This is a genomic window from Haliscomenobacter sp., assembly GCF_965225875.1.
Taxonomy (GTDB): Bacteria; Bacteroidota; Bacteroidia; order Chitinophagales; family Saprospiraceae; genus Haliscomenobacter.
In genome coordinates this window covers 690,674-712,173 of sequence record NZ_CBDDBS010000003.1, presented here as the reverse complement: position 1 = coordinate 712,173, position 21,500 = coordinate 690,674, and the positions used below count along the sequence as shown (strand labels likewise).

Here is a 21,500-nt window from a genome sequence, read left to right as displayed (position 1 = left end):
GAATGTTTGGGTATTCAAAACAATAAGTAACTGAGCATGGGGTTTCCTGGCAAAAATAGTACCTTTGCCCCATGCAAAACAACGTATCACTGGATGCTGTGCTCCACAAACTTGGCATCAACGCGCTCAATGAAATGCAGGAAAAAGCCCTGCTGCACATTCCTCAGGAACCCAATCTGATGTTATTGGCTCCCACCGGCTCCGGCAAAACCCTGGCTTTTTTATTGCCCATTTTGAGTTTATTAAAAAGTGATCACGCAGGGGTACAGTGTTTGGTGGTCTCTCCAACCCGTGAATTGGCCATCCAAATCGAACGGGTTTGGCAAAAGATGGCTACTGGGTTTAAGGTAAACACCTGTTATGGCGGGCACCCCATGCAAACCGAAATCCGCAACCTGAGTCAGCCCCCCGCCCTACTCATTGGCACTCCAGGGCGCATCATTGAACATTTGACCCGCAAATCTTTTGATCCACAAAACCTGCGGGTACTGATATTGGACGAATTTGACAAATCTTTGTCCATGGGTTTTCAGGAACAAATGGAGCAGATTGTAGCGGGTTTACCTAAAATTGAAAAACGTATCCTGGTATCGGCGAGTCGCAAACAACACATCCCAAAGTTCACGGGTATTGTAGCGCCCAAAGTATTGGATTTCACCCAGGTGGAGGAAAAATCAACCGATGGCCTTCAACTAAAGGCAGTAATGGTTCCCGGCCAAGATAAACTGGATACCCTTTTTGCCTTGCTTGTTGCCTTGGGTAACGAGCAAACCCTGGTTTTTTGCAATCAGCGTGAAGCCACTGAAAATTGTGTGGAAATGTTGCGCGAAAAAGGGCTACAAAGCTCGTTTTTCCACGGTGGCCTCGATCAGTTGACCCGTGAAAAAACGCTGGTGCAATTCCGCAATGGCAGTATTTCCATTTTAGTCGCCTCTGATTTAGCGGCACGGGGCCTGGACATTCCCGAGGTAAAAAATGTCATCCATTTTGAATTGCCTTCCAAAGGAACTGATTTTGTACACCGCAATGGCCGTACTGCGCGCATGCATGCGGAAGGGACAGCCTTTGTCATTTTGTATGCTGAAGAAGCACTCCCGGATTACCTGGTTGGAATCCCCGAGGTTTTTGACATCCCTACTGGAGTTGCCTTGCCTGCTCCACCCGCCTGGGTTACCTTGTACATTAGCGGAGGGAAAAAAGACAAACTCAGCAAAACAGACATCGTTGGCTTTTTGTCCAAAAAAGGTGAACTGCAAAAAGAAGACCTGGGAAAAATCGAATTATTGGACCACATGTCCTTTGTAGCTGTAAAAAAAGACCAGGTTCAAGCGGTATTGAAAAAAATTCAGGGCGAAAAAATGAAAGGGGCCAAGTACAAAATCGAGGTAGTTCGTTAAGCACTAGCCCAATTTTTATTTGCAAAAAATACCAGTGCAAGTAAATCAAGCATTCCAACAAGAATCCCGGAGCAGTTTCATCTGCCGAAGTCCCAACTTATGGGCATATTCAATATTGCGTTGAGGAATGTTTTCAGGGTCGGGATAGTTTGCCAAGGCATTGTCAAGACTGGATTCGCGCAGCAAATGCAGCATGGGATACAAAGAGCGGTTGGTGTAATTGGCGGGGTCATCGGCAGGTGCGTCCGCGAACTGGTAATCCTGGTGAAAACTCGCCACTTGATAAATGCCTTCGTAATCATTGTCCAGCAGCATGTCTTCGCAGTTCTCGATGAGCAGCAGGTAGTCTTTAAAGGCGTTGAAGGCCCCGGGGAAAATCACCAATGTCGTTTCGATGCTTTCGTCTTCATCCAAGCGGCCACATTCAGCAAACATGGCTTCCATACAAACGTCTATGTCTTCTGAGTGAACGACCAGATAGCGGATACTCCCCCTTTGAACTTCGCGTTGCGCAAATGGACAAAAATTACAGCCGATGATTACTTTTTTGATCCAAGCTTGGGTTTGGCTGACAATGATTTCATCACTAGGGAGTTCTTTTTTTGACGGGGATGTTTTTGACATTCAGATGGATTGAAAGAAATGAGTGGTGAAGGTGGGCTTTTTTTATCAGGGCAACTAATTATTGCTTTGATTTAATTGGTGATGGGCAGAATTGGGTAGAATTTGTTTATTAGATGTGGCAAATCCATATCTTTGCTGCACAAAAAACATTCCACTCCCTTATGTTCAACATCACCCAACTCCATATTTATCCGGTCAAATCCCTTGCTGGCATTGCCGTTCAGGAAGCACTGGTCACCGAAAGAGGTTTTCAACATGATCGCCGCTGGCTGTTGATCAATGAAAACAATCGATTCCTTACCCAACGGGAATTTGGTGCTTTAGCTTTGCTACAAACGGAAATTACAACTGAATACCTAATCATCCGACATCGAAGCAAACCCGAACTGGGCTTACTCCAGGTTCCTCTTCAGACCAATTCCAGTGAGCGCTTTACGGTACAAATATGGGACGACTTTTGTGATGCATTGGCGGTGGATAAGGCTGCTGATGCCTGGTTGAGTGAAGCGCTGGAGTCCAAAATACGCTTGGTTTACCTACCCGATGATTCGCCAAGGCAAGTCGAGCCCGAGCGGGTGCAAATACCGATGAATGTAAGTTTTGCCGACGCTTACCCTTATTTACTATTGGGTGAAAATTCTCTAGCCGATTTGAATCAACGCCTGGCAGAACCTGTTCCCATAAATCGTTTTCGGCCCAATATTGTGTTTGCAGGTGCTGCGGCTTATCAGGAAGACAGCTGGAGCGATCTGTTGATTGGCGGAGTACCTTTTCGGGGCATCAAGCCCTGTGGTCGCTGCATTTTGACCACTACGGATCAGGATACTGGCCAGCGCCACGCCGGAGGCGATCCGCTCAAAACACTAGCAACTTACCGTACGCAGGGTAACAAAGTGCTCTTTGGAATGAATTTGATTACTTTGGGTATAGGCACTATTCGTGTGGGGGATAAATTGGTGGTGCATTAAGCTTACTTCTTCAAGCGTCCCATTTGTTTGTGTACCATAAAGCCCAAACCACTGGAATAAATCTCTACTTTTCCATTGCCAACACCCTGCAAGGGCATTTGGGCAAACCAATTGAGCTGCAAACTCAAGCCCGGCCGAATGGTCTTTTCAATACCAATACCCATTTGAGCCATAGATAGCCAGTAATTTTTGTTTTGCCCACTCGACCAATTGTAGATCAACCCAGGGTAGTCTTTGGCATAATAAAACTCATACTCTTCTTTCAGGATGGTCCAGGAAGAAGACCCAAGAGAGACAAAACTTTTAAACTTTGGCTTTGCCAACCAATTGTAGCGCAAATCCACACTCCACTGCAACATATCACAAGTACCTTCCGTGGATTTTGGATAAGAACGGGTAGGCCAAAAACCATTCGGTGCCACATATTCCCTCTGATCTGCGATGTAATTTTTGAGCAAATACTGTCCGGATGCCTGAAATACCCAACGTTTGCCAATACGGTAATCAAAAGCTAAACCGGCATTTAAACCATAGGCAGTACTGCCATTGGCATTTACGGAGGCCAAATCGGGACCTGCACTGAGGCCGATTCCCCAGGATCTAAGCTTTGCAACTGGAGGAACCTCCATAGTACATCCAATGATTTTAGGTTCTGGGAGTCGGTTCAGTTCATTGATCAATACACCTGCAGCTGGCAAAGTTTCTAAAACAAGCCAGTCAGGCTCATCAACTCGGTAAACATTTAAAAGAGTGTCCTTCTTTGTTGTAACTTTTTCATTTAGTGAAATAGCAGCAAGGTCCTCGACAAATTTAGACTTGTCCTGATTGAATTGTGCTTTTGCCTTTGCCTGGTTTCCAGACGAAGGTTTAGCACGTTTCCGAGAACCCTGCTGTTCCGATGTAAATAAGCGCGGTGCGGTTTTGAGAAAATTGGTTTGGTTACCAGTTTGGTTCACATCTCCTTGTTCTTTTGGGTCTTTAGCTATGGCAACATCCGCATTGAATCCCCGAGCCTGGTTTTTTCCAGTTTCCTTCAGGGAAGAATTTTGTTCAGTCTTGATTTTGTCCCTTTGGTCAGGTTGTGCATTTTCGGCAACCGGGCCAGTGTATTTTTCCTTTTTTATTTTTTGATCAAAAGTACCCATTCCCTGAATGCCCCAGAGCAATCCGGCTCCCAATGAAACAAACAATAAAAAGAATAGCCAGATCAGTCCACGCCGCCGCTTCCGCGCCGCGTAGTCCAGTTTTTGATCCATCCGGTCCCATGCCTCTTCATTGAAGGGGATGTCTGGATCTTCAGAAGCCCGCCTGTACAAATCATCTACAAAATCCTTCATGGCAATTCAATTACTATGTAGCGGGGCTGAAATAAGTGCTCATGTTTCTTAAGCCCTTATTTTTTATCACCCCTATACCTACTGTTGCATTTGTTGCAGGATCAGTTGCCGCAAACGCTCACGTGCTTTGGATAAATTTGATTTGGAGGTACCCACCGAAATCCCCAATTGTTGTGAAATTTCTTCATGGGTAAAGCCGTCCAATACATACAAATTAAAAACAGTGCGGTAAGCCGTGGAAAGCGAGCGCACCAGTTTCATTAGTTCCTGAAAGCCCAGCCTGGCCAGGATTTCTTCAGTGTCGGGAATGTTGTACTCAGTGTCCATCAGTGTGCCGATTTTGAGTTTCTGTTTCTGCTTGATGTGATTGATCGCCGTATTGATCAGAATTCGCCGAAACCACGGTTTAAAAGGCAGTTGAGGATCGTAACGTTTAATGTTGAGAAAAACCTTTAAAAAAGCATCGTTGGCCACTTCAATAGCCTCATCTTCATTGTCGCAATAGCGCAAACAAATCGACATGGCATAACCATAAAACTGCCGGTACAGTTCCTTCTGAGCTGCCCGATCCTTGCGTCGGCAACCCTCCAGTACATCAGCGATTTCACGGTTCTCCATATGAATGCTCGAATGTTTTTACCCTAGTACAAGTCCGGAAGAAAAAGCGTTGCTTTGCTGCTTTAATTTTTTGAAATAATGCGCACTAAAATTTAAAATTAGTACTTTTCGTTATTCTAAGCAATACATCCAATGAACTGCCATACTTTATGAAAAAGCTGTATTCCCTTTTTATTGGCATCGACACCTATCATCCAGATTCAAAAATCACTCCGCTGGATGGCTGCAGGAACGACGTAACTGCCATGAAAGACTTTTTGAGCAACACCTATGCCAAAGCCTTTGATTTAGCACCAAGTCTAACCCTCCTAAACCAGGATGCTACCTATCAGAACATATGTAAATTCCTTGGCCCGGATCATTTGTCCAAAGCCGGTAAAGACGACGTGGTGCTATTGTACTATAGCGGCCATGGTACCCAGGAGAAAGCAGCACCTGAATTTGAATGGCTGGACCCAACCGGGGTGCAGGAAGCAATGGTTTGTTACGATAGTGGTTTGAAAGATAAATTTTGCCTCTCGGATAAAGAGATTAGGATATTGTTGCAACAAGTTCAACAACAAGGCGCGCATGTGCTCACCATTTTTGACTGTTGCCATTCTGGCACCATCACCAGAGCCATTGACGATATCAATCATGGAAAACCCCGGCAATTCTTTTTCCCGGAACGGACCGAAGCACGCCCCTACGCCTCTTATTTGAATGGTTATTTTGTCAAAAACTTTCCCCAAGGGCCGCGAAGCAACCAGTTGCCATTGGCAACTCATTTAATGATGTCAGCCTGTGACCGACAAGAGAAAGCCTTTGAATTGAAAAATCAACGTGGGATGTTTTCTTTCAATTTGCTGAACGTCCTCGCCAACGATCCTGATGTCAGTTACGCCGATTTGTATACCCGTTGCCAGGCTTCGATGTTTCGTTCGGCTGAAAAACAACACCCACAATTCGAGCCCATTGCTGGTTTCGATCCTTATCAGAAATTTTTGAATTTGGGTTCGGCCAAAGACCTTACTCAACGCAAGGTTTATTTATTAAGTGCCAATGACCAAAATGCCTGGAACATCAATTGTGGTGCCATCCATGGGCTTTCAACCGAGTTAAATAAAACTGCCGAATTTGAGATTGTGGACCAGAAGACGGGTAAGGCACTGGGGCGAGCCAGTACCAGCAGCGTTGGTTTTCAGGACAGTACGGTGGTTTTAGCCAACAATTTGGCTCTGGATATGAACGGCAGTTATGACGCTAGGTTGCTCAGTTTGCCCAGTACTCCCTATGCCATCGCCCTAAAGACTAGCGAAAAAGGGAAAAAGCGTTATCAAGCCTACCTAAGTGCTCAACAAAAAATGGGCAAAAGCCGCCTGTCCCCCTACTTTGAATTGGTAGAAGGGAAAGTGGGGGGCAAATATCGGGTGAATATTGACCAGGATGTGTTGGAAATTTACAATCAGGAAAGCAACATCTTGATCAAGAGGATTGGAGGGGACAATGACGATAGAGTATTTGAATTGGCACTGGATGTCTTGGAAAGTATTGCCAAATGGGAGCAAAATTTGTTATTGGACAACCGCAGTACCCAATTCAATAGGAATGCCTTTCAAATTACCATCAAAAACTCGGAGACTGGACAAGTTCTTACCAAAGGTATTTTTGACCCTGCTAATCCCAATATGGAGGTGATCAATGTTCAAGTTGGAAAAAACCTGAACGGTAATTTCATCTTACCCATCGATCTGGAACTCAAAAATGCCAGTGGAGGTACTCTTTTTTATAAGGCCCTATATTTTTCACCAGATTATGGTGTCAGATCCTTAAATGGTGAATACCTAACAGTAGATGAAATCCCGGGCCAAGATCAATTCATCCAACCGGAGCTTTTGGAATTTGAAGTGGTGAAGGGGAAAAAGGAAAGTATTGAAATCATCAAATTTATCATTAGTACCACTAAAATCAACGAAGAATTTTTGCTGGAAAAGGATGGGGTCGTGGGATTAGGAGAAACAGAAGAATTTTGGAAAGCTACTGGTTTGCCTGAGCTTTTTGGAAATGACAGAGATCTGCTACCCAAAGCCCAACAGAAAAAAGCCCCCGAAAACGAATGGTTCAGCAAAACCCTCGTTTTTAAATTGAGTGCCCAGGCTGGCGAAGTCAACAAAACCGAAACCAAACTGGCCGGTGGCAAAATTACCATCAAGGGACACGATACCTTCCGGGCCAATGTTTCCCTTTCCACAGCGGGTAGTTCCACTCGTGATCTGAATAGTGTAGCCTCTTTACCCCAGATTCTGGGTTGGAAAAACCTCCTATCGCTGGAATATTCCAGTCGGGACTTAAACAGCAGCACTGCGGATACCCTGGAGTTGAATGATTTGCAAAATGATGCCGATCTAGAAAAAAATCCTTTGATCATTGAGTTGGATGAAAAATTGAAGGAAGGCGAATTCATCCTTCCCCTGACCTTTGATGGAGAAGACTTTATCCCAGTTGGTGACGCTCAATCCAATACCGCAGGCAAAGTTGAGATCGCAATCCGCAGCATTCCAGATGTAAAAGCAGAAAGTAAAAGTGTATTCCGAGCACTCAAACTTTGTTTTTTCAAAGTCGTATTGGGCAAAGAAAACCTCAATAAACTCTGCTGGATTGAATACAAAGATGGAAAGCCCATTTACCACGACACTGGTGTAAAAGAAAAAGTAAGCGCAGCCAAAAACATCTTGCTGGTTGTTCACGGGATCATCGGCAATACCCAGGAAATGGCCATGGGCATGGAACAAGCCCTGCGCGACAAAACCGTGGACCTCGTGCTCGCCTACGATTACGAAAACCTCAACTCCACCATCGATGCCAATGCTGGGAAGTTGAAAGAAGCACTGGTAGCAGTAGGAATTAAGGCTGAGAGAAGAGGTATGCTTCGGAAAAAGTTTACGATCCTGGCGCATTCTATGGGCGGGCTGGTTTCTCGTTACTATATTGAACAATTGGGCGGTAATACCGTAGTGACTAAACTCATTCTGGCTGGCACGCCCAATGGAGGTTCGAACTTATCGAATTTACTCAAATACCGCGACAATGCTTTGCTACTCTTGCCTCTGGCCGTCAATGCAGGTCTGGCCATTCCGGCCATCGCTAGCATCATGGGGATTTTGAAAGGCTCCCAAAGCCTCACCATCAGCCTGGACCAAATGAACTACGAAAGCAAAAGTCGCTTCCTCAAAAACCTGGAATTGAGCAAAGATCCTGGTATTCCTTATTATGTCATAGCCGGGCACCTCGACCAGTTTTTGGAAAAAGACAACCAGGCCAAACGTTTAGTCAACAAATTGTTCAAAAACGTTGCTGCACTTTTTTATACAGAACCGAATGACATTGCGGTAGGAGTCAACAGCATCAAACGGGTACCTAGCAAGCGCAAGCCTGCACCCGTATTTTTTGATGTCAAATGCCACCACTTGAACTATTTTACTGTAGGAGAAAGTGTGAACAAAATTATGGAACTACTGAAAAAATAGTTGATTGTACGCTGAGCCTTGGGATCTCAGCGTACTTGTCCCATTTTTTATTTACCTTTCGAGGTCTTTTTACAAGCAATTCAACCTTAAGATGATTCGTAAAACCATGACTGGCACCCTGCTTTTGCTGGTGCTCACCCTGGGCGCTTGCCGCTGGGAAACAACTAAAAAAGCCTTGAAACACGGCGAGGTTTTAAAAAGCTCAATCGAGTCTTTTGAAAAAAACCGGGTTAAACTCTCTTCACAAGTAGTTGAAACCCTACAAGAAGCTGAAGAAAGCCTGACTCAACCCAATCCTGACCTGCCCGAAGTATCCAAAGATTTTGAAAAAGAATGGACGGGTATTCAGGCACGCTACAACAAATTGAAAAGTGATTTCGAACGGGTTGGAAAAAGTTCAGATGAATACTTTGGCACCCTGGATCAGTTGAGCAGCAGCATCAACAACGAAAAATTGCGCAAAGATGAGTTGGGTAAAAACGCAGAACTGCGCAAAAAATGGGATGTGACCTACAAGGAAGCAGGCCTCAGCATTGACAAAGTTACCAGCGTTTTGGAATCGGGCAACGACTTCCACATGGTATTGGTTGCTTCCAGCATTCGCCAAAAATTGAACCAAAACGTCGATGAATTGCGCAACATCGCTGAACAGGCCAAGGTGCTTCTGGCTGATCTGGAAGCCTTCACCCAAGCAGGCCGGGAATTGGTTGAAGGAGGAGAATAAAGTATACCTTTCCTTAGGTGAACTTAGGTGCCTTAGGTGGTGAAAAGAAAAAAAGCCCTGCGGAGCAGGGCGAATATTCACCACCTAAGGCACCTAAGTTCATCTAAGGGATTCACCTAAGAATTTATGCGCCTTCGGCGCTTATCCGTGGCTCATCAGATAATAAACCCCAATTCCACTTAAGTAGCCAACTAACGCGTAGAGGGAAATATGCCGCATGTACCACAAAAAGTCGATTTTCAGAATCCCCATTGATGCGACACCTGCTGCTGATCCAATGATCAAAATACTCCCACCCGTGCCCGCACAGTAGGCCAGCGACTCCCAGAATGGGTGATCCATGGCAAAAGTGTTCAAATCGTACATCCCCATTGCCGCTGCGACCAAGGGTACATTATCTACTATGGAGGAAAGTAATCCAATAATGGTATTGATCAAGTAAATGTTACCAACTGAATTGTTGAGAAAATCTGCGGCCATGGTCAAATGGCCTGAAGTATCCAATGCTCCCACGGCCAGCAAGATGCCCAGGAAAAATAGGATACTAGGCGTATCAATCCGCCGCAACATGGCACCTACCGAATAATCGTGTTGGACTTCTTTTGGGTCACCTCTGTGCAAAAATTCGGTGATGTACCACAGTAGCCCCAAAGACAACAAAATGCCCATGTAGGGAGGGAAATGAGTGAAATATTTAAATACAGGCACCGAAAGCAAGGCCACCCCCCCAAAAACCAACATTAGCGTTTTTTCCCAGGGTGGTAAAATGAATGTCTTATCTATATCCTCCTCATGCAAGTTCTTTGCTTCCATTTTGCCCTTGAGGTAAAAACTGGCTATTAACAATGGTACCAATAAACTCACCGCTGCTGGGATAAACAAAGATTGCATGATCTTCACCGTGGATACCTGTCCTCCAATCCACAACATAATCGTGGTGACATCTCCAATCGGCGACCAGGCACCCCCAGCATTGGCTGCAATGATCACAAAACCACCAAATAACCAGATGTTTTCCTGCTTTTTGATCAAGCGCCGGATCAGGGCGCACATGATGATGGCAGTGGTCATGTTGTCCAGGCCCGCCGAAAGAAAAAAGGTTACCCAGGAGATGATCCACATGAGTTTGATGCGATCCGTAGTGGTGATTCGATCTGTTATCACCCGAAAACCGTCATGAACGTCTACCAGTTCTACAATGGTCATTGCACACAACAGAAAAAAGAGGATACCGGCAATTTCGCCCAGGTGTTCAAACAAGGAATGTTCCAAAATTTCGGTAACCGTTCCACTTGTCCCGGCAGCAGCTGGCATCGAACTGTAACCATAGGCTAAAACCAACCAGCAACAAACGCCGGTCAACATGGCTGAGGCGGCCTTATCCAGCTTCAATGGATGCTCCATAGCGATTAAGGCATAGCCCACAACGAAGACGATAACGAGGAGTGTGGCCATAGGTGTAGGTATTGAGGATTGATTAGGTGAATGAAACAAGCCCCAAATACACAACTAAGGCACTTGAGGCAAATGAAGCGGAAGCTTAGGCACTTGTAATCATTGACCAGTGATGTAGGCTTCCAGGTATTTGATTTGTTGATCTTGCGCCTGGATGATGGCGGTCACGATGTCGCCAATGCTCAGCATGCCAATCACGCGCTGATTGTCGACCACCGGGAGGTGGCGAATGCGCTTTTCAGAAAACAGCGTCATACAATCCTCAATATCCATACTGGGCGATACGGTAAACACGTTGGGCGTCATCACCTCGGTGACCGGAGTACTTTTGGCCTTTCGCCCGGCGATGATGCCCTTGCGTGCATAGTCTCTTTCAGAAAAAATGCCAACCAGACGGTCTCCTTCCATCACCATTACGGCACCAATGCCTTTTTCGGACATCAGGTTGAGAGCGTCAATCACCATATGGTTGGGACTGACGCTCCAAACCCCTTCATTTTTCTTGTTGCTGAGAAGACGACTTACAGAAAGCATGGCAGAGAGAATTTGGTGAGGGAAAAATTTTATTAAATTTGGTATTATCCAATTTTAATTCCTAATAATAACGATTCTTTTTTATTTTATAAAATTTATTTCTTAAAAAACCAATTTTAGTAAAATTTTAAAGCACATTCTTCCAAAAATTCAATAAAACCCGGAAGCGCTTTATATTTAGCCCTAAATCGAACTCCACAGAGTTGGAGACTGTTTTATCAAAAAATCAATCAATGAACAAGCGAAATTTCCTGCGCACCGGTTTGTTTGTAGCTGCCGCTTCTTTGCTCAAGCCCCGCAACCTTTGGGCTGATTCTGCAATAGACAATGATCTGGATTTGCCGGGTGAAGAACAAACCGGGCCCTTTAGCCTCGCACCGCTCGCTTTTGCGAACGATGCACTGGAGCCTCATTTCGACAAAATGACCATGGAGATCCACCACGATCGCCACCACAATGCCTACGTGACCAACCTCAACAAGGCGGTAGCGGGTACAGCCTTCGCGACCATGAGCATCGATCAGGTATTGAGCAATGTAACGAGTAAACAACCTGCCATCCGCAACAATGGCGGCGGGCATTTCAACCATACCTTGTTTTGGTCTTTGCTGTCTCCTCAGGGCGGTGGCGCCCCCACTGGCAATGTTGGCAAAGCCATTGAGGCCAAATTTGGCGGCTTTGACAAATTCAAAGAGACCTTTACCGCAGAGGCAACCGGACGCTTTGGTTCAGGTTGGGCTTGGCTATGTGTAAACAGCAAGGGTGAACTTTTCATTAGCTCTACCCCGAATCAGGACAACCCCCTGATGACTAAAATTGTTAAGAAACAAGCGGGGACGCCTATTTTAGGCTTGGACGTATGGGAACACGCTTATTACCTCAAGTACCAAAACAAACGGGCTGATTACATCAAAGCCTTTTGGAATGTACTGAATTGGTCTGAGGTGGAAAAACGGTACAACGCTGCAAAGGCATAATTTCTTAGAAACGCATGGCTGTGCATCTATTCTGATGCCTAAATAAAACAGAGACGCACAGCCGTGCATCTCTACACAATAAATCTAAATATGAAAAAACTGGTCGAACTAACCGTAGATGGAATGGACTGCGCCAACTGTGCAGCGGGCATCACCCGCTACCTGGAGCGCAAGGGATTGGAAGACGTCTACGTCAATTTCCAAACCAAAGAAGTACGGTTTCGCTTGGTCGACGAAGATTTCAGCATAGAGGAAGCCAAAGGGGGAATCCGTAAACTCGGTTATACCGTAGTAGAGCCCGAACAAAAGCCTGAATTTTGGACCCTCGAACGGAAACTGCTCATTGGCGCAATTTTTACCACACCACTCCTCAGCGGGCATCTGCTCATGTCGGCAGGTATCCATTGGTCTTTGATGCACAATGCCTGGTTGCAGTTTTTCATTTGTTTACCCGTGTTCATTTTAGGGGCCTGGCATTTTGGTAAAAGCGCATGGAGTTCCGTGCGTAATGGCATGCCAAACATGGATGTACTCATCTTTATTGGTGGTACGGCTGCCTTTGTTTATAGCCTTATTGGAACCATTAGTGGCGAAGAACAATACATTTTTTATGAAACTTGTGCCACCATTTTCACCCTGGTTTTATTGGGCAATTGGATCGAAAAACGGGCGGTAGCCCAAACTACTACTGCCATTTCTGAGCTGAGTAAATTGCAGGTGGAGCACGCGCGCCGAATCATGCCTTCTGGCACCATCATTAGCATCCATTATCCAGAAATCCAACCTGGTTACATCTTACAGGTCAATGAAGGCGACAAGGTCCCTGCGGACGGCGAGATTTTTATGGGCCAGGCCAGTATTGACGAATCCATGTTGACTGGTGAAAGTTTGCCCATCAACAAACGACTGGGTGATCTGGTCATTGGAGGTTCTTTGGTATTGAGTGGCAATTTCCAATTGACCGTGGGCGCAGTGGGCAAAAAATCAGTACTGGGGCAAATGATCGAACTGGTCAAAACCGCCCAACAGGACAAACCTGACATCCAACGCCTGGCCGATAAAATCAGCGCTATTTTTGTGCCCACAGTACTGGCTATTTCAGCCCTGACTTTTGTGCTCAGTTATTTTTTTTTCGACATCGCCTTCAAAAACGCACTGATGAATGCCATCGCAGTGCTGGTTATTTCCTGTCCTTGTGCCATGGGTTTGGCTACACCTACTGCTGTGATGGTTGGTGTAGGCCGTTTGGCTCGCAATGGCATTCTGGTTAAAGGGGGCAAAACCCTGGAGATTTTTGCCAAGATTCGAAACATCGTTTTTGACAAAACCGGAACCTTGACTACCGGACAGTTTGCCATCGAAACCATCGACTATGCTCCAGGTGTAGAGCCTGCGGAAGTGCAAAACCTGATTTATGACCTGGAATCCCACTCCTCCCACCCCATTGCCAAATCCCTGGTGACTGAGCTGGAGCGCAAAATCATCTTTAATGGACAACGATTTGGTCCAATTTCCTTGAACCGGGTAGAGGAAGAAAAAGGCAAAGGAATGCTGGGCTATGATGATGCAGGCAATACTTACAGCTTAGGGGCATCTGAGAATGGACAGGGGCATTTGGTGCTGCGCAAAAACGGAGAACAATTGGCAGCGCTCAGCCTCAGTGACCAGATCAAACCCGAGGCCAAAGCTTGCATCGACTACCTCAAAGCCAACAACATTCGTCCCTACATTTTGAGTGGTGACAAAGCCCATAAAACCGAAATGGTAGCTCAAGCCCTGGGCATTGAGCACTTTTTTGCGGAACAAATACCCAGTCAAAAACTGGAACGAATTGCCCAATTGAGCCAAGAAGCGCCTACTGCAATGGTAGGCGATGGCATCAATGATGCACCAGCACTGGCCAAGGCCACCATCGGCGTCTCCTTAAGCAATGGCTCTCAGGCTGCCATTCAATCGGCGCAGATTGTATTGCTCAACGGCAGTTTGGAACGTTTGCCCCAGGCCCTCGCCATCAGCGCACATACCGTATTGACCATCAAACAAAGTTTGTATTGGGCTTTTGCTTACAACATTGTTGCTATTCCCATGGCCGCAATGGGCTACCTCAATCCGATGTGGGGCGCATTGTTTATGGCTTTTTCGGATGTGGTGGTAATCGGCAATGCGATAAGATTGAAGTATAAAAAGATCGATTAGACCGTCTGAATCATATCGTACTGCGTGATGATGTGGTATATGCCCGCCTTATCCCGCGCCAAAACTGCTGGAATCTGTTTGCTGATGTAATTCCGCAATTGGCTAAATGGCAAGTATTCATCTACAACTGGCAGAGGCTCAGCCATGATATCTCCTACCGGGCGGTCGCCATTGCGCAAGGGGTTCTCCAGCAAAAAGTTGAGCACTGCACTTTCTGATAAAGAGCCAACAATAGATTCCTGATCCACCACCGGCAATTGTGAGATGTCGTGGCTTTTCATCAAATCAAAAGCAAAACGCACTGTATCGTTTTGACGGACTGTATAAAATGACTTTTCCTGTTTGCGGGTAATGATGTCTTTCACCCGAAGTTCGGTGTCCAAAAAGCCTCGTTCGCGCATCCAGTCATCGTTGTAAATTTTACCCACATACCGACTGCCATGGTCGTGGATGACTACTACCACAATGTCCTCAGGGGTAAGTTGATCTTTGAGTTGCAACAATCCAGCCAGGGCTGAGCCTGCAGAATACCCCAACATGATACCTTCTTCCCGAGCAAGGCGGCGGGCCATCAGTGCGCCGTCTTTATCCGTCACCTTTTCCAGGTGGTCGATGATGTCAAAATCGATGTTTTTGGGGATGATGTCCTCCCCTATGCCTTCGGTGATGTAGGGATAAATTTCTTTTTCATCAAACTCTCGGGTTTCGTGGTATTTTTTCAAGACTGACCCGTAAGTATCGATGCCCCAAATTTTCACATTAGGGTTTTGCTCCTTCAAATAGCGGCCTGTACCTGAAATGGTTCCACCGGTGCCCACGCCAGTAATCATGTGGGTGATCCGGCCATCGGTTTGTTTCCAGATTTCGGGGCCGGTACTTTCGTAGTGCGCCTGGCGGTTGGAAAGATTGTCATACTGATTGCACCAGTAACTATTGGGAATTTCCTTACTTAATCGGGAAGCAACTGAGTAATAAGACCTGGGATCATCTGATTCTACGTTGGTTGGACAGACAATGACCTCGGCACCGAGGGCACGCAGCAAATCCATTTTTTCCTTGGATTGTTTATCCGTGGTGGTAAAAATACACTTGTAGCCCTTGACCGCAGCGGCAATTGCCAGCCCCATCCCGGTGTTACCCGAGGTACATTCGATGATGGTACCACCTGGCTTCAAATCCCCACGCCCTTCGGCGTCGAGTACCATTTTCAGCGCCATGCGGTCTTTAATGGAATGCCCAGGGTTAAAGGTTTCTACTTTCATCAACACCGTGGCGGGAATTTCCGCTACAACTTTGTGCAATTGAACCATTGGGGTGTTGCCGATGGTGGAAAGGATGTTTTTATGGAAATCCATGCCTTATTGGTAATATTTAATTTTTACAAAAAAGTTGGCATCCTTCGCTCCCAGTAACTTCGCAGTGTTGGGGGAAAGGATTACCACCAAGTTGGTAGAATAGGAAGTGGCGGGAATTTTACCCAACACTTCGGCATAAACGGTTCTTTTCGTAACCGGGTTGTATAGTTCAATGATAGAACCTTTGGCAGCTTTGTCGTGTAGGGCATAATAGTTCCGTGCCGCTGGTGCTTCTTTTTGCCACACAGCAATTCCCTGCTGAGCGTTAACCTTTTTCTTTTTATTCTCGGCGTAGGCCTCAAATGTTTTTTTGAGGTCGGCCACTTTTTTCAAGGAAGGGGGTAAAGTTGGCCGGGTATGCCATTCCGCTGGAATTGCCTGAGGGCTCATCCAACCGATATGAATCAACTGTCCGGGTTGCAAGCTGCCCTGTTTTAGCTTTGCCCGGGCTTTGATGGTGTCTTCAGGCATGCGAAAATAAACCTTGCTGAGCCGAAAGAGGTTGTCCCCCTTTTTTACCCGATAATACACCGGGGTATAAATCCGGGGATTAAATTTTGGTTCCCGATATCGGATAATTGCCCGATTGGGAATCACCACTTTGATGCTTTGATTAGGACTTACGACGTCAAAATTTAAACTTGGGTTGAGGTGACGCAGATCATCCATCTTTAAACCATAAAACTTTGCCAGCGAAAAGATTGTTTGCCCTTTTACAATCTTGTGTTCAAATATTTTTTCTTCGTTGGCACTGACACTCAGAATAATGGTATCTCTCGGGGTCAAATAATGCAGGCTGTCCCCGGTTGCAAAAAGGTGACCAGGCAACAAGAGCAATAAGATTTTCCACATAGTTTTCAGTATGTTTGGAGTTTAATAATTTACCATTTTTACAGGCTTTTAAACCCTTGCAAAGGTATGAAAACTCTTGGTATTATCCCCGCTCGATATGCGTCAACCCGCTTTCCAGGAAAACCCCTGGCGGATCTCAACGGCAAGTCGCTCATCCAGCGCGTGTACGAAAGGGTAATGGCTGCGCCCGCTCTGGATGAAGTAGTGGTGGCGACCGATGACCAACGGATTTTTGATCATGTGTTGGCCTTTGGAGGAAAAGTAATTATGACCAGCGAAGCCCACCAAAGTGGTACCGATCGTTGTGCTGAAGTAGCCCAATCTTTCCCCGATTATGAAGTAGTGCTCAACGTTCAGGGCGATGAACCCTTTTTAGATTATGAACAAATTGAAAAAGTAGCCAATCCCTTGCGGCGGGGCCTGGCCCAAATTGCAACTCTGGCAATGCCTATTCAGGATGAAATGGAATTGTCCAATCCCAATGTAGTCAAAGTAGTTTTTAATGCTCAAAAGCTGGCGCTTTATTTTAGTCGCAGCACCATTCCCTACTTGCGCAATTTACCCCAGGAGGAATGGCTGGCCCAAGGCGTTCATTATCGGCACATTGGCTTGTATGGGTATTTGCGGTCAACCTTGTTGGAAATTGCGCCACTGCCCTTAGCAGAATTGGAAAAATTGGAAGCACTAGAGCAGTTGCGTTGGTTGTACCATGGCAAGTCCATTTATGTGGAGCTGACCAACCAGGCCATTGTAGGCGTGGATACCCCTGAAGATTTGGAGAAGGCCAAAATCTTTTTGCAAGGCTGAAATGTTAAGTTGTCAGTTAAGCTAACTTAATGTTAATTCAAGGTTAATTATTTGTAAAGTGAACGTAAAGTGATACCTTTGTAATTCGGGATAACGTATTCATCTTTTGACACCCGGGTTTTACGCAATGAAGATATACCTTAAAACTCCTGAATTTGATCAGGAAAAATTGATTCGCAGCTATTTGCATCCAGACAAGGGCTTGTTTTTTTACTTTCGCCACATGTGCATGCGCATGCAAGCCCACTTCACCACCCTGATTCCACACGAAAAAATTCCCAAAGTGTTTATCCATGGGAATCCTCATACCGAAAACTACCTGATTACAGACCAAGGTTCAGGTATGGCCGATTTCGACCGTTCTAGGATTGGGGCTTACGCCTGGGATATCACCCGTTTTTTGTGCTCCCTTTCGCTCAAACGTGCCGACACCAGTGCGCCCTTTTTAAACGCTACAGTGCTGGAATATTTTCGAGAGGGTTACATGCGGGGTTTTGAGGTACATAAGACGCCCTACAAGGAAGCGTCTAAATCCACCGATAGAGCCAATTTTGATGTTTGGTACAACTCCACCCGTGAGTACCTGAACGCGGAAGTCAAATGGGCCAAAGAAATGCGCAAAACTCCCTTAAACGCCAACAATAAGGTCCTGCTCAAAATCCTGGAAGGCTACCTCAAAAGCCGCAAAGAGGAAAATTTGCTCAAGGAATACGAGATAGAAGAGGCGGGTAAGGCTAAGGGCACCTTTGGCAATAAGCGGATTTTGGTGGTTTTGCAACCCAAAAAGAACCAGAGTAAGGATAAAATCCTGCTGGAACTCAAAACCGTTTATCAAGACCCCGATACCGAGCATTATTACAACCCGTTTAAGCATCATGGCTTGCGCATGATCAAGGCCTCTGAGTTGTATGCACCACAGGTGGAACAAGGCTTGGGCTATACTACTTACAAAGGGCAGGAATACTGGGGCCGCCAGATTCCCCATCGCAGTGCCAAAATCAAGGATACCCTCAATGAATTTGAGCAGGTAGACATCGCCTATTCTGTAGCTACCCAGTTGGGTCGGGCTCACCGCAAATCACTACAAAAAGACCTGAAGCCCGATGTCCTGTTGAAGCATTTCCAACAACATTACGATTTATTCGTTGCCTTGGGCATGCAAATGAACCAGGAGCTGATTCAGGGGCACCAGAAATACGTGGAACTGTACCACAACAAATATAGCCCCAGCCAATTGGAAGAAGATACTGGTCTGGAGTTAGAGTTGGTTTAAGTAATAATCCAAGAAATTGAGTCCAGTAATTTACATGGTATTGGCGTTAGGTGTTGTTCTGGCGTCGATTGTCTCTGCCATATTTGGCTTGGCAGGTGGCACCCTGATCTTTGCAATGCTGAGCTGGGGCCTGGATGCCAAACAAGCCATTCCCTTGCACAGTGCCATACAAGTGGTGGGCAATCTGGCCCGTTTCACTGCATTTTGGCGATTCATCAAGTGGAGGGTTGTTGGCCTGTTTTCCATTTTACTATTGCCAGGTGCCTGGCTGGGCGGCTTGTTGTTCAATTATTTTAACCCAATCTTGTTAGAGTTTTTGGTCGGCGCTTTTATCCTGATCAGTATTTTTATCCCGGAAGGCAAGCTCCCTCCTACCCGACCCTGGATGTTCGTCGTTTTGGGTTTTTTATCCAGTTTTTTGGGAATGATTGTGGCCGTTACCGGGCCCTTTATTGCTTCTTTTTTTGTGCTCAACAACATTGCCAAGGAAGAATTGATCGCCACCAAATCAGTATGCCAGGCTTTGACGCAAATCGTCAAAACCGGAGTGTTTTTGATTTCCGTCGGTTTTGATTTTGGGCAATACCAATGCTTGTTGTTGATCTTGTGCGTCGCAACCATCCTGGGCACCTTTATCGGCAAGTGGTTGATGGAAAAGATCTCTCAACATCGTTTCAATCAATTGAATCGAATCTTACTGGCCATCATTGCATTGGGTATGTGGCTGGACGCGCTAAGACATTGGTTGAACTAACTAGGTAGTGGGGCAAAATTATATCGCCCCTTAGTCCATCTTGATGTGGTTCTTTTCAATAAAATCCTTGAACGATTTGCGGTAGGAATCACTGATTGGCAAAAGGGCATTGCCAACTTTGACTTTTTCCTTATGAATGGAGTCCAGCCACTCCAGGGCTACAATGTAAGAATTGTGGATGCGGATAAACTGGTTTTCCGGCAATTGTTCCTCCATAGCTTTCAACCTTTGCAGGGTGACAATGCGTTGCTGGGGGGTATGGATGGCCACGTAATCCTTCATCCCTTCCACGTACATGATTTCACTTATTTTCACCTTGACCAACTTGGTGCCGTCTTTGACGAAGATATAAGCAGGGCTTGATTCGACCACAGCAACAGGTGCTGCTGCTTCTTCTGAGGGCAATTGTTGATTGGCGATGCCTTGCATCCTCTGATTGATTTTTTCCATCGCCTTCAAAAAGCGCTCCAGTGTGATGGGTTTTAACAAATAATCCACCACGTCAAGGTCATAACTTTCGAGTGCGTATTCGGAATAAGCTGTGGTGAGGATTACCCAAGGCTTTTTTTGCAAAATCTTTAGTAGCGTGAGTCCGGTAATTTCGGGCATTTGAATATCCAAAAACAACAAATCAACCGGATTGTCCCGCAAAAAATCCAGGGCTTCCATCGGACCTGAACAAGTGCGTAAAAGCTTGAGGTAGGGTACTTTTTGAACATAATCACTGAGGAGTTTCCGTGCCAGTGGTTCATCGTCTACGATCAAGCAATTCAGCAGATTGTTCATGACAAATCCAATTTAAGTTGTATAAAATAACTGTCTTTTCGATCTTCCTCGATCAGTTCATATTGGGCTGGGTAGCTCAATTCCAATCGGCGGCGAACGTTTTGTAGGCCAATGCCCGATTTTTCGCCGATGGTTTGGGTCGGTAATTTGCTGTTTTCTACAATATAAACACAAGAATTTTGGTCAATTTTAAGACTGATGTTTACCCAGGCATTGGGATTGTTGTTTCCCACTCCGTGTTTAAAGGCATTTTCCAGAAAGGTAATCAAAATCAGTGGCGTAATCAATACTTGCTCAGGATTTCCCTCTACGTCAAACTTGATAGGGATTTGGTCATTGAGCCGCAAATTCTCCAGACTGATGTAGTTCTGCATGTATTCCAATTCCTTGTTCATGGGCACCCGCTGGTGATTGGAATCGTAAATCATGTAGCGCATCATTTGGGACAACTTGGCGATGACTTCCGTGGTATTGGGAGATTGGGTATAGGCCAGGTAATACAGGTTATTGAGGGTATTGAACAAGAAGTGTGGGTTGATCTGGGCTTTGAGGAAGCGTAATTCTGCGCTGAGTTTTTCATTCTCCATTTCTCGCTTGCTGGCTTCCAGCTGAAACCAATCCTCCAAAAATTTGAGCATAGCAATAAAAGAGGCTATAAAAACGGCAGACATGGATACCGTAATAGCAAAACGATTGGAATATGGGAAAGGGACCTGATGGGTGTACCCATCTATCAAATAACGTTTAAGGATCAAAAAAATCCAGGTAGCAACCACCACAGTCAACAACAGCTCCAGGGCAAATTTCCACCATTTTTTGTGTTTGAAAAAACGAGGCAGGTAGAGAAAATAATTGGAATAAGCCACCGACATCAAATAGGTCACCTGTAAAAGAGCATTGCTGATGATGTCAAACCAAGTCTCATGCACACCTTTGTGGTCCCTTAATTGGTAACAAAAGGTAAAAAAATAAAAACACCAGAAGCAGAAATGGATCAAAAGGACCCGCTGCTTTTGAATGAAGTTTTGCATCTGTTTTGCGTTTCCATATTCATCAAAATACCCTTCAAAATTACAACTAATCGTGGTGTAAAATGCCCATGGCTTAGTAAATGCCTTATCTACTCTGCAAAAAGGGATGATCGCTTGACCGTTTTGGCAAACTAATAGATGTTTCGGGTTAGATTTTCAGCTAATCAACCAGTCTCCAGTTTGTTGTATGAACTGGCTCTAATATTGCACAAACTACGGTAAATTCTTGTTTCATTTAAAATAATTCACCTCACAACACGTTACTTTCGTATAGAATCGCAGTCTGAATTAGTGCTTTGCCTTTAG

At 45.5% G+C, this 21,500-nt stretch carries 18 protein-coding genes; 9 read left to right on the top strand and 9 right to left on the bottom strand.

Features of this window, described 5'->3' with window-relative positions; translation table 11 throughout:
• Positions 1 to 71: 71 nt before the first annotated feature.
• Positions 72 to 1,397 (top strand): DEAD/DEAH box helicase, encoded by a 1,326-nt coding sequence (locus ACO08K_RS23295; RefSeq protein ID WP_421798883.1) that lies wholly within the window; start codon positions 72 to 74, stop codon positions 1,395 to 1,397.
• 45 nt (positions 1,398 to 1,442) lie between these two features.
• Here the strand turns inward: ACO08K_RS23295 and ACO08K_RS23290 are convergent, their stop codons facing one another.
• Positions 1,443 to 2,021 carry a DUF1415 domain-containing protein gene (locus ACO08K_RS23290; RefSeq protein WP_421798882.1) on the bottom strand — a complete coding sequence of 193 codons (579 nt, stop codon included), beginning with the start codon at positions 2,019 to 2,021 and terminating at the stop codon, positions 1,443 to 1,445.
• Between the two features lie 161 nt (positions 2,022 to 2,182).
• Between ACO08K_RS23290 and ACO08K_RS23285 the strand changes: the two genes are divergently transcribed.
• Positions 2,183 to 2,989 carry an MOSC domain-containing protein gene (locus ACO08K_RS23285; protein ID WP_421798881.1) on the top strand — a complete coding sequence of 269 codons (807 nt, stop codon included), beginning with the start codon at positions 2,183 to 2,185 and terminating at the stop codon, positions 2,987 to 2,989.
• A 2-nt stretch (positions 2,990 to 2,991) separates the two neighbouring features.
• Here the strand turns inward: ACO08K_RS23285 and ACO08K_RS23280 are convergent, their stop codons facing one another.
• The gene (locus tag ACO08K_RS23280; RefSeq protein ID WP_421798880.1) at positions 2,992 to 4,326 is read right to left on the bottom strand and encodes an outer membrane beta-barrel protein; all 1,335 of its coding nucleotides are present in this window, start codon (positions 4,324 to 4,326) and stop codon (positions 2,992 to 2,994) included.
• A gap of 78 nt (positions 4,327 to 4,404) precedes the next feature.
• Positions 4,405 to 4,944: an RNA polymerase sigma factor gene (locus ACO08K_RS23275; protein ID WP_421798879.1), complete on the bottom strand. Its 540-nt coding sequence runs from the start codon at positions 4,942 to 4,944 to the stop codon at positions 4,405 to 4,407.
• Between the two features lie 149 nt (positions 4,945 to 5,093).
• Between ACO08K_RS23275 and ACO08K_RS23270 the strand changes: the two genes are divergently transcribed.
• Entirely contained in the window at positions 5,094 to 8,450 is a 3,357-nt protein-coding gene (locus ACO08K_RS23270; RefSeq protein ID WP_421798878.1) for a caspase family protein, read from the top strand.
• 91 nt (positions 8,451 to 8,541) lie between these two features.
• Positions 8,542 to 9,174, top strand: a complete 633-nt coding sequence (locus ACO08K_RS23265) for a hypothetical protein (protein WP_421798877.1) — start codon at positions 8,542 to 8,544, stop codon at positions 9,172 to 9,174.
• Between the two features lie 141 nt (positions 9,175 to 9,315).
• Here ACO08K_RS23265 and nhaD read toward each other — a convergent pair whose 3' ends face one another.
• Complete coding sequence (gene nhaD / locus ACO08K_RS23260; RefSeq protein ID WP_421798876.1) at positions 9,316 to 10,629, bottom strand: sodium:proton antiporter NhaD; 1,314 nt, start codon at positions 10,627 to 10,629, stop codon at positions 9,316 to 9,318.
• Between the two features lie 99 nt (positions 10,630 to 10,728).
• The gene (locus ACO08K_RS23255) at positions 10,729 to 11,163 is read right to left on the bottom strand and encodes a CBS domain-containing protein (RefSeq protein ID WP_421798875.1); all 435 of its coding nucleotides are present in this window, start codon (positions 11,161 to 11,163) and stop codon (positions 10,729 to 10,731) included.
• 233 nt (positions 11,164 to 11,396) lie between these two features.
• On the opposite strand from ACO08K_RS23255, the gene ACO08K_RS23250 reads away from it, so the two are divergent.
• Positions 11,397 to 12,140 carry a superoxide dismutase gene (locus ACO08K_RS23250; protein WP_421798874.1) on the top strand — a complete coding sequence of 248 codons (744 nt, stop codon included), beginning with the start codon at positions 11,397 to 11,399 and terminating at the stop codon, positions 12,138 to 12,140.
• Positions 12,141 to 12,230: 90 nt separating this feature from the next.
• Entirely contained in the window at positions 12,231 to 14,336 is a 2,106-nt protein-coding gene (locus ACO08K_RS23245; protein WP_421798873.1) for a heavy metal translocating P-type ATPase, read from the top strand.
• Here ACO08K_RS23245 and ACO08K_RS23240 read toward each other — a convergent pair.
• Together ACO08K_RS23240 and ACO08K_RS23235 are read right to left on the bottom strand one after the other, a co-directional pair.
• Positions 14,333 to 15,691: a pyridoxal-phosphate dependent enzyme gene (locus tag ACO08K_RS23240; protein ID WP_421798872.1), complete on the bottom strand. Its 1,359-nt coding sequence runs from the start codon at positions 15,689 to 15,691 to the stop codon at positions 14,333 to 14,335. The two genes, ACO08K_RS23245 and ACO08K_RS23240, sit on opposite strands and share 4 nt — an antisense overlap.
• A 3-nt stretch (positions 15,692 to 15,694) precedes the next feature.
• Positions 15,695 to 16,543 (bottom strand): LysM peptidoglycan-binding domain-containing protein, encoded by an 849-nt coding sequence (locus ACO08K_RS23235; RefSeq protein ID WP_421798871.1) that lies wholly within the window; start codon positions 16,541 to 16,543, stop codon positions 15,695 to 15,697.
• Positions 16,544 to 16,609: 66 nt separating this feature from the next.
• Between ACO08K_RS23235 and kdsB the strand changes: the two genes are divergently transcribed.
• The 3 genes from kdsB to ACO08K_RS23220 all read left to right on the top strand — a co-directional run bounded on the left by kdsB (position 16,610) and on the right by ACO08K_RS23220 (position 19,377).
• Positions 16,610 to 17,350, top strand: a complete 741-nt coding sequence (kdsB, locus tag ACO08K_RS23230; protein WP_421798870.1) for a 3-deoxy-manno-octulosonate cytidylyltransferase — start codon at positions 16,610 to 16,612, stop codon at positions 17,348 to 17,350.
• 127 nt (positions 17,351 to 17,477) lie between these two features.
• On the top strand, positions 17,478 to 18,623 hold the full coding sequence (locus ACO08K_RS23225; protein ID WP_421798869.1) for a DUF2252 family protein: 1,146 nt from the start codon (positions 17,478 to 17,480) through the stop codon (positions 18,621 to 18,623).
• A 16-nt stretch (positions 18,624 to 18,639) separates the two neighbouring features.
• Complete coding sequence (locus ACO08K_RS23220) at positions 18,640 to 19,377, top strand: sulfite exporter TauE/SafE family protein (RefSeq protein ID WP_421798868.1); 738 nt, start codon at positions 18,640 to 18,642, stop codon at positions 19,375 to 19,377.
• A gap of 30 nt (positions 19,378 to 19,407) precedes the next feature.
• Here ACO08K_RS23220 and ACO08K_RS23215 read toward each other — a convergent pair whose 3' ends face one another.
• Together ACO08K_RS23215 and ACO08K_RS23210 are read right to left on the bottom strand one after the other, a co-directional pair.
• Positions 19,408 to 20,163, bottom strand: coding sequence for a LytR/AlgR family response regulator transcription factor (locus ACO08K_RS23215; protein WP_421798867.1), 756 nt, complete (start codon positions 20,161 to 20,163; stop codon positions 19,408 to 19,410).
• Positions 20,160 to 21,092, bottom strand: a complete 933-nt coding sequence (locus ACO08K_RS23210; protein WP_421798866.1) for a sensor histidine kinase — start codon at positions 21,090 to 21,092, stop codon at positions 20,160 to 20,162. Before ACO08K_RS23210 ends, ACO08K_RS23215 begins: the two co-directional genes overlap by 4 nt.
• Between the last annotated feature and the right edge of the window lie 408 nt (positions 21,093 to 21,500).